Raw genomic sequence first — 13,625 nt, forward strand, 5'->3', positions numbered from 1 at the left:
CTCAGATGCCGATCTCTCCGTTCAAGATGTCGAACAGCTCCTCGTCGGTGACGTCGTCCACGTCGGTCGCGGCCGGCGGCCGCACCGGCCCCCCGACCTCGGCGAGCAGGGCGCGCAGCCGGTCTTCCAGGTAGCGGGCGGTGGCCGGGCCGGGTGCGGCGGTGCGCAGGCCGGCCGCGAGGTCGTCGAGCCGGCGGACCACGGCCGGGTCCGGCTGGTCCCGGGCGGGGGCGGGGGCCAGCTCCCGGTCCAGGAACTCGGCCAGCGCCAGCGGGCTGGGGTGGTCGAAGACCAGCGTCGGGGAGAGCCGCAGGCCGGTCTCCGCGCCGAGCCGGTTGCGCAGTTCGATGGCGGCCAGCGAATCCAGTCCCAGTTCCCGGAAGGAGCGTTCCGCCGGTACGTGGGCGGACGTGCCGTGGCCGAGGACCGAACCGGTCTGGGCGCGCACCAGGTCGACGAGGAGCCTGCGGCGGGTGTCAGTGTCGGCTCCGGCGAGCCGGCGGGCGAACGCGCCGCGCTCGGCGCCGGCCGGCCTGGCCGCCGGCCGGGCGGTCCCGGCCCGGGCCGGGGCGGCCGCGGGGCGGGCGGCGACCAGGTTGGGTACGCCGGGCAGCGCCAGCGCCGCGTCGAACAGGGCGAGCGCCTCCTCGTTGGCCAGCGGTACGGTGCCGTGGCGCGCCATCCGGGCGACGGCCTCGGGGCCGAGCCGGCCGGCCATGCCGCGTTCCTCGGCCCAGGGGCCCCACTGGAGGGACTGCGCGGGCAGTCCGAGGGAGTGGCGGTGGTGGGCGAAGGCGTCCAGGAAGCCGTTGGCGGCGGCGTAGTTGGCCTGGCCGGGGCTGCCCATGACGGCTGCCGCGGAGGAGAACAGGACGAACGCGTCGAGCGCGGAGTCCTTGGTCAGTTCGTGCAGCGCGACGGCGCCGGCCGCCTTGACCCGGATGACCCGTTCGAACTGGTCCTCCGTCAGCGTGCCGAGCAGTCCGTCGTCGACCACGCCCGCCGCGTGGACGACCGCCTTCAGGGGGCGGTCCGGGGAGATGCCGGCCAGGACGGCCGCCAGGGCCTCGCGGTCGGCCACGTCGCACGCGGCGAGCGTCACCCGGGCGCCGAGTCCGCGCAGCGCCGAGGCGAGTTCCTCGTTGCGCGGGTCACCGGCGCCGCTGCGGCTGAGGAGCAGCAGGTCGTCGGCGCCGTGCCGGCGTACGAGGTGCTCGGCGACCACCGCGCCGAGGCCGCCGGTGCCGCCGGTGATCAGGACGGTCCCGGCGAACGCGGGAGCCGGTGCGCCGGGTGCCGGTGCGCCGGGTGCGGTTTCGGGCCTGTGGACCTGGCGGGGGGCGAACAGCCGCCCGTCGCGGACGGCGGCCTCCCGCTCGTCGGCGCCGAGGACGCCCGGCAGCGCGTTCCAGGACTGCGGCTGCCCGTCGAGTTCGACGACCAGGAACTTCCCGGGGTGCTCCGCCTGCGCGGTGCGCAGCAGCGCGCGGACGGCTCCCTGCGTGGTGCCGGCCGGGTCGCCCGGCGGGACCAGCAGGACGAGCCGGGCCGTCTCCGCGAGCGGGGAACCGGTCCACCGCCGCAGCAGGCGGGCGGTCCGCCAGGACGCCTCGCGGGCGTGGCGGGCCGGGTCGTCCGGGTCGGACGGCTCGGACGGCTCCAGCAGGTGCAGGACCGTCGCGGGGGCCTCGGCCGCCCGCTCCAGCGCTTCCAGATCCGGGTACGCGGTGACCGGTACGCCGCCGAGGGACGCCGGCACGGCCGGGACGGCGGCCCGGCCGTCTGCGAGGAGCGCGCAGGGTCCGGCGGGGGCCGGGCCGGGGTCCAGCGGCTGCCAGTGCGTCTCCAGGAGGGCGGCGGTGTCGCCCGCGAGGTCCTCCGGGCGCATCCGGCGCAGGGTCAGCGAGGCGACCGAGGCCACGGGTTCGCCGAGCCCGTCGGTGATCTCCAGCGACAGGGTGTCGGCGTCGGTCCGGGTGAGGTGCACCCGGACGGTGGCGGCGCCGGCCCGGTGGAGGGTCAGTCCCTGCCAGGTGAACGGCAGCCGTCCGGCGTCGTCGGACCCGCCGGGCGACTCGATGAAGCCGGTGTGCAGGGCGGCGTCGAAGAGCGCGGGGTGGAAGGCGAACCGTGCGGCGTCGTCGGAGTCCGCCGCGGGCAGGGCGACCTCGGCGAATATCTCGTCGCCCCGGCGCCAGGCGGCCTTCAGCCCCTGGAACGCCGGGCCGTAGTCGAAGCCCATGTCGGCGGCGCGGACGTACGTGTCGCCCGCCTCCACCGGTTCGGCGTCGGCCGGCGGCCACACGAGCGGCCCGGCCGACGGGCCGGAGGACGGCGTGGAGCCGCTGAGGAGCCCGCTCGCGTGCCGGGTCCAGGCCCCGTCGGGGGCGTCGGCCGGCCGCGCGTGGACGGTCACGGTCCAGTGCCCGGGGTCCCCGTCGGGGTCGGCGGGGGCCAGGAGCGTCTGTACCTCGACCACGGCGGCGTCGGGCAGGCGCAGCGGGGAGAGGACGGTCAGCTCGTCGAGGGTGTCGCAGCCGGCCTCGTGGCCGGCGCGCAGGGCCATCTCCACGAAGGCGGTCCCGGGCACGATGACCGTGCCGTTGACCACGTGGTCGGCCAGCCAGGGGTGCGTACGGGCCGACAGGCGGCCGGAGAGCACCACCTCGTCGGACTCGGCGCGGGAGAGCACGGTCGTGAGCAGCGGGTGCGCGTCGGCGCCGTGCGCTCCGGCCGGGCGCGGGCGCGGCCAGTACCGCGTCCGCCGGAAGGCGTAGCCGGGCACGCCGGGAGCCCGCGTTCCGGGGCCGAAGTACGCCGCCCAGTCCAGGTCGGTGCCCCGGGCGAACAGTGCGCCCAGGGCGGCGGCGAGGGTGTACTGCGCGTCCGTGCGGCGGCGCATCAGGGGGACGAAGCCCGACGCTTCGGCGGCGTCCTCGGTGACGCACTGCTGGGCCATCGCGGTCAGGACGGCGTCGGGGCCGAGTTCGAGGTACGTACGCACCCCGGCGGATTCGAGGTGGCGGACGGCGTCGTGGAAGCGGACGGCCTCGCGGACGTGGCGCACCCAGTAGGCGGGCGAGGTCAGTTCCTCCGCCGTGGCGAGCGTCCCGGTGAGGGTCGAGACCACCGGGATCGCGGGTGCGGAGTAGGCCAGGGCTTCCGCGACCTCGCGGAACGCCTCCAGCATCGGCTCCATCAGCGGCGAGTGGAAGGCGTGCGAGACGGTCAGCCGCTTGGTCTTGCGGCCCTGCCCGGCCAGCTGCGCGGCCACGTCCAGGACGGCCTGCTCGGCGCCCGAGACCACCACGGACTGCGGGCCGTTGACCGCCGCGATGTCGACACCGGCGGTCAGCAGTGCACGGACCTCCTGCTCGGCGGCCTGGACGGAGACCATCGCCCCGCCCTCCGGCAGGGCACCCATCAGGGCGCCACGGGCCGCCACCAGACGGGCCGCGTCGGCCAGGGACAGCACCCCGGCCGCATGGACCGCCGCGATCTCGCCGATCGAGTGGCCGGCCACGAAGTCCGGGCGGACGCCGTAGGACTCCAGCAGCCGGTACAGGGCCACCTCGACCGCGAACAGGGCCGGCTGGGTGTACTCGGTGCGGTGGACCCGCTCCCCCTCGCCGAAGACGATCTCCTTCAGCGGGAAGTCGAAGTGGGCGCACACCTCGTCGAAGGCCGCCGCGAACACCGGCTGGGCCTCGTACAGCTCACGCCCCATGCCCGCACGCTGCGCACCCTGACCGGTGAAGAGGAACGCGGACCGGCCCGGGGTGGCCGCGTCCGTGTCCTCCTCCGCCACGGCGGCCAAGGCGGCCAGGGCCTCGGTCCGGTCCTGTGCGACCACGGCGGCACGGTGCTCGAAGGCCTTGCGGCTCACCGCCAGCGACCGGCCCACGGCCGTGAGGTCGGCCTCGGGGTCGGCCGACACGCGGGCCAGCAGCTGTCGGGCCTGCGCGCGGACCGCGTCCGCGTCGCGGCCCGACAGCAGCCAGGGCACGGCGGCGGGAGAACGGTCCGCCGAAGGGCCGGCGGCGGGGGCGGGGGCGGGGTCGGCCGGGGCTTCTTCCAGGATGACGTGGGCGTTGGTGCCGCTGATGCCGAAGGAGGACACGGCCGCGCGGCGCGGTTCCCGCGCCGGGGTCCAGGCCAGCGGTTCGGTCAGCAGCCGGACCTCGCCCGCCGTCCAGTCCACGTGCGGGGTCGGGGCGTCCACGTGCAGCGTCTTCGGCACGAGGCCGTGCCGCATCGCGAGCACCATCTTGATCACGCCGGCCACGCCGGCCGCGGCCTGGGTGTGGCCCAGGTTGGACTTCAGGGAGCCCAGCCACAGGGGGCGGTCCGCCGGGCGGTCCTGCCCGTACGTGGCCAGCAGCGCCTGCGCCTCGATCGGGTCCCCGAGCGGGGTGCCCGTGCCGTGCGCCTCCACCACGTCGACCTGGCCGGCCGTCAGGCCCGCGTTGGCCAGGGCCTGACGGATGACGCGCTGCTGGGAGGGCCCGTTGGGGGCGGACAGGCCGTTGGAGGCCCCGTCCTGGTTGACCGCGGAGCCCTTGAGGACCGCGAGGACCTCGTGGCCCTTGCGGCGGGCGTCCGACAGCCGCTCCACGAGGAGCATGCCCGCGCCCTCGGACCAGCCCGTGCCGTCCGCGGCCGCCGCGAAGGCCCGGCAGCGCCCGTCCGGCGACAGGCCGCGCTGGCGGCTGAAGTCGACGAACGCGTTGGGGGTCGACATGACGGTCACACCGCCGACCAACGCCAGCTCGCACTCCCCGCGCCGCAGCGCCTCCGCCGCGAGGTGCAGGGCGACGAGGGAGGACGAGCACGCCGTGTCCACCGTCAGCGCGGGTCCCTCGAAGCCGAAGCTGTACGCGATCCGGCCCGAGACGACGCTGCCGGCGCCACCCGTGCCGAGGTAGCCCTCCAGGTCCTCGGCGGACCGCGCCACGAGGGCGGTGTAGTCCTGGCCGTTGGATCCGATGTAGACGCCGGTGCGGCTGCCGCGCAGGGAGTCCGGGTCGACGCCCGCCTGCTCGAACAGCTCCCAGGAGGTCTCCAGCATCAGCCGCTGCTGGGGGTCCATGGCGAGGGCCTCGCGCGGGGAGATCCCGAAGAAGCCGGCGTCGAAGGCGCCCACGTCCTCCAGGAAGCCGCCCGCCGTCGCGTACGTGGTCCCCGGCGCGTCGGGGTCCGCGTCGAACAGGCTCGCCAGGTCCCAGCCGCGGTCCTGCGGGAACGGGCCCACCGCGTCGACGCCGTCCGCCAGCAGGGTCCACAGCTCGTCGGCCGAGGACACCCCGCCGGGGAAGCGGCAGGCCACCCCGACGACCACCACGGGGTCGGCGGCGTCCGCCACCGGGCCCGCCACGACGTCCCGGGCCTCCGTGCCGACCAGCTCGCCCCGCAGGAACTCCGCCAGTGCCACCGGGCTGGGGTAGTCGAACGCGAGGGAGGCGGGCAGGCGCAGTCCGGTGACCGTGCCGAGCCGGCTGCCCAGCTCCACCGAGGCCAGCGAGTCGAAGCCCAGCTGCCGGAAGGACCGCTCGGGGGCGATGGCGTCCGGCGTCGGGTGCATCAGCAGTTCGGCGGCGTGTCCGCGGATCAGCCCGACGAGGGCCGCGCGCTGTTCGTCCGGGCTCCGGCCGGCCAGCGTGGCGGCGAACCCGGTGGTCGGCTGCGCGGGCACCGCCGCGCCGGTGATCGCCCGCAGTACGGGACGGCGGGCCGCCGGGCCGTGGGCCTGCGCGTAGCGGTCCCAGTCGATGTCGGCGGCCAGTACGGCGGTCTCGCCGTGGCGGATCGCGCCGTCCAGCAGCCGCAGGGCCCGCCGCGGGCTCATCGGGCGGAAGCCGGTGCGGCGCATGCGCTCGCGGACGACGGCGTCGGCCGCCGCCATGCCGTCGCCTTCCCAGGCTCCCCAGGCGACGGCGGTGGCCGGCAGGCCTTCGCGGCGGCGCTGCTGTGCGAGGGCGTCCAGGGCGGCGTTCGCCGCGGCGTAGTTCGCCTGGCCGGCCGCTCCGATGACGCCGGCGAGCGAGGAGAAGAGGACGAACGCGTCGAGGCCGAGGTCGCGCGTCAGCCGGTGCAGGGTGAGGGCGGCGTCCGTCTTCCCCGCCAGTACGCCGGTGAGCTGCTCGGGGGTGAGGGCGCTGAGCACGCCGTCGTCGAGGACGCCGGCGGTGTGCACGACGGCCGTCAGCGGGTGCTCGGCCGGAACGGCCGCGAGCAGCGCGGCGAGGGCGTCCTCGTCGGAGACGTCGCAGGCCGCCAGGGTGACCTCGGCGCCCAGCGCGGACAGCCCGTCGACGAGCTCCGCGGCGCCGGGGGCGTCCGCGCCGCGTCGGCTGACCAGCAGGAGGTGGTCGGCGCCCGCCTCGGCGAGCCAGCGGGCGACGTGGCCGCCGAGGGCTCCGGTGCCGCCGGTGACCAGGACGGTGCCGCGCGGCGACCAGTCCCGGGCGGGCGCCGACCAGCCGGTCCGCACCAGCCGCCGGGCGTAGGCGCCGGAGGGCCGCAGGGCGGTCTCGTCCTCGTCCGCGCCTGCGGAGAGGAGGGCGCAGAGCCGTCGCAGGGCGTCGGCGTCCAGCTGTTCGGGCAGGTCGACCAGGCCGCCCCAGCCCGCGGGGGCCTCCAGTGCGGCCACCCGGCCCAGGCCCCAGAGCTGGGCCTGGCGGGGCCGCACGGGGGCGTCCTGCTCGTCCACGCAGACCGCGCCGCGCGTGGCGACCCACAGGGGCGCCGGCTGGCCGGTGTCACCGAGGGCCTGGAGCAGGGCGAGGGTGGCGGCCGTCGCGCCGGCGCCGTCGGGGTCGAGGAGGGACAGCACGCCGGAGAGGCCGTCCGCCGGGGTTTCGAGGGCCAGCCGCCGGGCGAGTACGGTCCGGTCGTGCTCGGCAGCGGTCAGGGGCAGGGGTACGACGTCGGCGCCCCGGTCGGCCAGCGCGGCGAGGACGGCGTCGGCGTGCCCCGCCGGCCGGTCGGCGTCGGTGACGACCAGCCAGGAGCCCAGGGGGGCGGCGGTCGCGGAGGGGTCGGAGGGGTCTTCGAGCCGCTCCCAGGTCACCCGGTAGAGCAGGTCGTCCGCGTCGGCGCGGTGACCGGAGGCGGTCGCCATGGGGGTGGCGGGCCAGTAGCGCTGCCGCTGGAAGGGGTAGGTCGGCAGGTCGACGCGGCGGCCGGACAGGACGCGCGTCCACTCGGGCTCGACGCCGCGGACGAACGCTCCCGCGAGGGCGGACATCAGCGTGAACGTCTCGGAGCGGTCGCGGCGCAGGAGGGGCAGGAGGGCGGCGGGTTCGTCGAGGCAGGCCTGTCCCATGGCGGTCAGGACGGCGTCGGGACCGAGTTCGAGGTACGTGTCCACCCCGGCGGCTTCCAGGTGGCGCATGGCGTCGTGGAAGCGGACGGCCTCGCGGACGTGACGCACCCAGTAGGCGGGCGAGGCCAGTTCCTCCGCCGTGGCGAGCGTTCCGGTGAGGGTCGAGACCACCGGGATCGCGGGTGCGGAGTAGGCCAGGGCTTCCGCGACCTCGCGGAACGCCTCCAGCATCGGCTCCATCAGCGGCGAGTGGAAAGCGTGCGAGACGGTCAGGCGCTTGGTCTTGCGACCCTGCCCGGCCAGCTGCGCGGCCACGTCCAGGACGGCTGCCTCGGCACCCGAAATGACCACGGACGAGGGGCCGTTGACCGCCGCGATGTCGACACCGGCGGTCAGCAGTGCACGGACCTCCTGCTCGGCGGCCTGGACGGAGACCATCGCCCCGCCCTCCGGCAGGGCACCCATCAGGGCGCCACGGGCCGCCACCAGACGGGCCGCGTCCGCCAGCGAGAAGACACCGGCGACGTGCGCGGCCGCGATCTCACCGATCGAATGCCCCGCCACGAAGTCCGGACGCAGACCGAACGACTCCGCCAGCCGGTACAGAGCCACCTCGACCGCGAACAGCGCCGGCTGGGTGAACTCCGTACGGTGAACCCGCTCCCCCTCGCCGAAGACGATCTCCTTCAGCGGGAAGTCGAAGTGGGCGCACACCTCGTCGAAGGCCGCCGCGAACACCGGCTGAGCCGAGTACAGCTCACGGCCCATACCCGCACGCTGCGCACCCTGACCCGAGAACAGGAAGGCGAACTTCCCGCCGGAGACCGCACCCTCGATCGCGCCGGACGCCGAGCGGCCCTCGGCCAGGGCCTCCAGCCCGGCCAGCAGGCCCCCACGGTCCCCCGCCACCACGGCCGCCCGGCTGCCCAGCGCGGCCCGCGAGGTCACCAGCGAGAACGCCACGTCCACCGGGTCCAGCTCCGGATCAGCCGACACCCGCTCCAGCAGCCGGCCCGCCTGGGCCCGCACCGCCTCCGCGTCACGCCCCGACACCACCCACACGGGCAACGGGGCCGTCCGCGCCGGTTCCTCCGTGGCGGGGGCGGCCGGTGCTTCCTCCAGGATGACGTGGGCGTTGGTGCCGCTGATGCCGAACGAGGACACCGCGGCCCGGCGCGGGCGGCCGGTCGGGGGCCAGTCGACGTTCTCGCCGAGCAGCTCGACGCGGCCGGCCGTCCAGTCCACGTGCGGGGTGGGGGCGTCCACGTGCAGGGTGCGGGGCAGGACGCCGTGGCGCATCGCCATCATCATCTTGATGACGCCCGCCATGCCCGCCGCGGCCTGGGTGTGGCCCAGGTTCGACTTGACGGAGCCCAGCCACAGCGGCCGGTCCTCCGGCCGGTCCTGACCGTAGGTGGCCAGGAGGGCCTGGGCCTCGATGGGGTCGCCGAGGGTCGTGCCCGTGCCGTGCGCCTCGACCGCGTCGACCTGGTCGGCGGTCAGGCCGGCGTTGGCCAGGGCCTGGCGGATGACGCGCTGCTGGGAGGGCCCGTTGGGGGCGGAGAGGCCGTTGGAGGCCCCGTCCTGGTTGACCGCGGAGCCCTTGAGGACCGCGAGGACCTGGTGGCCGTTGCGGCGGGCGTCGGAGAGCCGCTCCACGAGGAGCATGCCGACGCCCTCGGACCAGGCCGTGCCGTCCGCGGCGGCCGCGAACGGCTTGCAGCGGCCGTCGGCGGCCAGTCCGCGCTGGCGGCTGAAGTCGACGAAGGAGGCCGGGGTGGACATGAGGGCGACGCCGCCGGCCAGGGCCAGTTCGCATTCGCCCCGGCGCAGGGACTCCGCCGCGAGGTGCAGGGCGACGAGGGAGGACGAGCACGCCGTGTCCACGGTCAGCGCGGGGCCCTGGAACCCGTAGAAGTAGGACAGCCGCCCCGACAGGACGCTGCCCGCGCCGCCGGTGCTCAGGTAGCCCTCCAGGCCGCTCTCCCCGGCGAGCCTCGGTGCGTAGTCGTGGTACATCTGCCCGGCGAAGACGCCGGTGCGGCTGCCGCGCAGGGAGTCCGGATCGACGCCCGCCTGTTCGAACAGCTCCCAGGAGGTCTCCAGCATCAGCCGCTGCTGGGGGTCCATGGCGAGGGCCTCGCGCGGGGAGATCCCGAAGAAGCCGGCGTCGAAGTCGGCGGCCCCGTCGAGGAAGCCGCCCTCGCGGGTGTACGTGGTCCCGGGTGCGTCGGGGTCGGCGTCGAAGAGGCCGTCCAGGTCCCAGCCGCGGTCCTGCGGGAAGGGGCCGACCGCGTCGGAGCCCGAGGCAACCAGGCGCCAGAGTTCTTCGGGCGAGCCCACGCCGCCGGGGAACCGGCAGGCCGCGCCCACCACGACCACCGGATCGGCGGCGTCCGCCACCGGGCCCCGCTCGCCGGTCTCGGGCGCCGGGCCGAGCAGTTCGCCGTGCAGGAACCGGGCCAGCAGTACGGGACTCGGGTGGTCGAAGGCCAGCGAGGCCGGCATCCGCAGCCCGGTGGCCGCGCCCAGCCGGGCCGACAGGCGCACCGAGGCCATGGAGTCGAAGCCGAGCGGCCGGGACTGCTCACGGGGGTCGGGCGCGGTGGGGGCGGGGGCTTCGCCGCGGACTTCGGCGATCGCGTCGGTGACGAGGCGCAGCAGCCGCCGTTCGCGGCCCGCCTCGCCCAGTGCCCGCAGTTCCGCGGTCAGGCGGCGGGTCAGCTCGGGGTCCTCGGTGGCCGTGGCGCCGGTGCGGGCGGCCGGCTCGTGGCCGAACGCGTGGACGCGGACGGCGGGTTCGCCCTCGATCAGTGCGGCGTCGAGGCCTTCCCCGAGCTCGCGCCCGGTGACCTCCGGTGCGGCGCTCAGGGAGACCGCGGTACGGCCCTGCGCGCGCAGGCGCTGTGCGACGGCGTCGAAGACCGCTCCGGGGGTCTCGTCGGCGAGCAGGACCACGGCGTGGGCGCCGGAGTCCGCGAGGGCCCGGTCGACCGCGTCGGCGTCGGCCGGGTCGCAGGTCGCGCGGGTGACGTCGGTGCAGTGGTGGGCGCCGGTCAGGTGGCCGGCCAGGGTTTCGGCGCGGTCCCCCTCGCCGGGTCCGGTGAGCAGCAGTACGGGGGTGGCGGCCAGTGCGCTGGTGTCGTCGGCGGGGAGCGAGGCGGGCAGGGGCGCGGGTTCGGGCAGGGTGCGGCTGATCCGGTCGTGGTGGGTGGTGCCGGCGGCGAGCAGCCGGGAGGGTTCGGGGCCGTTGCCGACGAGCCGGCGGACGATCTTGCCGGAGGTGGTCCGGGGGATGTGCCCGGTGCGGTGGAGCGCGACGGGCACCTTGTAGTAGGCGAGCCGCTCCCGGCAGCGCGTCAGGATGTCCTCGGGCGACAGGCCCCGGCCTTCCTTGGGCACCACGTAGGCGACCGGGACCTCGCCGAGGCCGCTGTGCGGGCGGGCCACGACGGCGGCGTCGGCGATGTCCTCGCCCGCGCGGATGACGTCCTCGATCTCGGCGGGGTGGATGTTCTCGCCGCCCCGGATGATGAGTTCCTTCAGCCGTCCGGTGATGGTCAGGAAGCCGTCGGCGTCGAGGCGTCCGAGGTCTCCGGTGCGGTACCAGCCTTCGTGGAAGGCCGCTTCGGTCGCCTCGGGCGCGCGGTGGTAGCCGAGCATCAGGCTGGGGCTGTCGACCCGGATCTCGCCCTCGTCGCCGGCGGGTACGTCGAGTCCGGTGGCCGGGTCGGCGATGCGCAGGCGCAGGCCCGGGACGGGCCGGCCGCAGGAGCCGGGGACGCGCGGTCCGGTGAGCGGGTTGCAGGTGATGACGCCGGTGGTCTCGGTGCTGCCGTAGCTGTCGATCAGGGGGACCCCGAAGGCCTGGGCGAAGCGTGCGCCGAGTTCCGCGCCGGTGACCGCGCCGGCCACCAGGAACGCCCGCAGTCCGGTCAGGGCCGGTTCGCCCTCGCCGGCGGTGTCCAGGAGGTGGTGGCAGAGCGTCGGGACGGCCGCCATCAGGGTGTACGGTGCCGCGCGCAGTTCGGCGAGCACCTCGGCCGGCGTGAAGTCGGCCATGATCCGCGCCGAGGCTCCGGTGGCGGTGACGCCGAGGACGCAGAGGTTGAACGCGAAGCTGTGGTGCAGCGGCAGCGGCCACAGCAGCCGGTCGTCCTCGGTCATGCCGAGGACGGACGGGTATCCGGCCGCGACGGACCACAGGCCGGCGCGCTGGGTGGACAGGACTCCCTTGGGGGTGCCGGTGGTGCCCGAGGTGTAGAGCATCCAGGCGGTCTCGTCGAGGCCGAGGTCGTCGGGGGCGGGCGCGGGCGGTTCGGTGGCGCACAGCCGGGCGAAGTCGTGGACGGCGGTGGCGTCGGTGCCGGCGTCGGGGGTCTCGCCCGGTGCGGTGACGACGACGAAGCGGACGTCGTGTCCCACGGCGTCCAGGCGGCGGTACTGGGCGAGGTGGTGCGCGTCGGTGATGACGAGGGCGGCCTGCGAGTCGTCGAGGACGTGCTTCAGTTCGGCGTCGCCCGTGCGGGGGCCGACCGGTACGGCGACGAGGGCGGCGCGGGTGACGGCGAGGCAGCTCTCGACCGTCTCGACCCGGTTTCCCAGGTGGACGAGGACGCGCCGGCCGCGGCCGGCTCCGAGGGCGGCGAGGTGACCGGCGAGCCTGCCGGTCGTCGTCGCGAGCTCCCCGTACGTGACGGTGCGCGTCCCGTCGGAATAGGCGATCCGGGCGGCGCGCTCGCGTGCGTGCTCCCGGAGGAGTTCCGAGATGGGCCTGAGAAGGCCGTCCCGCACACCGTGCTCCCCCATTGCATGTCCCCCGCATCCGATCGACCACATTGATCCAGACCAATGCTCTTACTGTGCGGGAGAAAGCTTTATGAATTTCTTTGTATCCCCCGCTCGGCGGCCGATACTATGCGAACCGACAAGTGAGATCAACTTCAATAGTGGTGTTACCCAGGGCGACCCCTATCGGCCCCTGCGAACCCCTGAAACAACCCCTTAAGCAGCCTGTTGGGCAACCCCTATTCAGTAATCCGAGGAGCATTCGTGTCCCTTCCCGTAATGGACGAAGAGTTTCTGAGCAACCCCTATCCGGCCTTCGCGGACCTCAGGGCGAAGGGGCCGGTGCACCGGATGCTGCTGCCCAGCGGCCTGCGGGTGTGGGCGGTCGTCAGCCACGAGGAGGCCCGGATCGCCATGACGCACCCGGCGCTGTCCAAGGACATCGACACCTCGGTCGAGCTGGGCTACTTCGACCGCGAGATGAGCGAGGGCGGCACGCCCCGGCTGGAGCACAGCTCGGTGGGCCGGCACATGCTCAACATGGACCCGCCGGGCCACACCCGGCTGCGCAAGCTGGTCAACAAGGCCCTGACGGCGCGCAGCGTGGAGCGGCTGCGGCCCACGATCGAGCGGATCAGCGCGGAGCTGCTCGACTCGGCTGAGAAGGCGGCCGCCGAATCCGGGGACGGCGTGGTCGACCTGGTGGAGCACTACACGGCGGTCTTCCCGGTCAAGGTGCTCGGCGAGCTGCTGGGCATCACGGCCGAACACCTGCCGGTCCTGGTGGGACTGACGGGCGCCATCATGTCGAACGACAACGAGAACGCCGGCGCGAACATGGCGAAGTTCGGGCAGCACATCGGGCAGATGATCCAGCACAAGCGCGCCGACCCGGGCGACGACCTCATCAGCGCGCTGGTGACCGCCCGCGACGACCAGGACCAGCTCTCCGACGTCGAACTCGTCTCGACGGTCTTCCTGCTGGTGGTGGCCGGCTACGAAACCACCGTGAACATGATCGGGCACGGCGTACGGGCCCTGCTCGGCCACCCGGAGCAGCTCGCGGCGGTCCGCGCGGACCCCGGCCTCATCCCGGCCGCCAACGAGGAGTTCCTGCGCTACGAGGGGCCGGGCAACCGGGCGACCCTGCGCTACGCCACGGAGCCGCTGGAGCTGGGCGGGGTGACCGTCGGGGCCGGCGAGTACGTGTCGGTGCTGCTCGGGTCGGCCAACCGGGACGAGGCGAAGTTCGCCTGCCCGCACCGGCTCGACGTGGCCCGGTCCACCAACGGCCACCTGGGATTCGGGCACGGAATCCACTACTGCGTCGGCGCGCCGCTCGCCCGGGCGGAAATGGAAATCGCGCTGCGCGATATCCTGGACCGCTTCCCGAACCTTTCCCTCGCCGTTCCGGATTCCGAATTGCGCTGGCGCAAGAGCTTTATGATGCAGGGCCTGGAGACGCTTCCGGTGCGCCTTCGCCCGTAACGGGGGAAGGGAAAAGGAACGGGCC

Annotated in this window: 2 protein-coding genes; one reads left to right on the top strand and one right to left on the bottom strand. The window is 75.0% G+C overall.

Annotated elements, in window-relative coordinates:
- Position 1: 1 nt before the first annotated feature.
- Positions 2 to 12,118 (bottom strand): SDR family NAD(P)-dependent oxidoreductase, encoded by a 12,117-nt coding sequence (locus ACZ518_RS33110; protein WP_469116731.1) that lies wholly within the window; start codon positions 12,116 to 12,118, stop codon positions 2 to 4.
- Positions 12,119 to 12,391: 273 nt separating this feature from the next.
- Here ACZ518_RS33110 and ACZ518_RS33115 point away from each other — a divergent pair, with 273 nt between their 5' ends.
- Positions 12,392 to 13,600 (top strand): cytochrome P450 family protein, encoded by a 1,209-nt coding sequence (locus ACZ518_RS33115; RefSeq protein WP_469116732.1) that lies wholly within the window; start codon positions 12,392 to 12,394, stop codon positions 13,598 to 13,600.
- The last annotated feature ends 25 nt before the right edge of the window (positions 13,601 to 13,625 follow it).

It is taken from the genome of Streptomyces sp. NPDC033966, assembly GCF_055575955.1.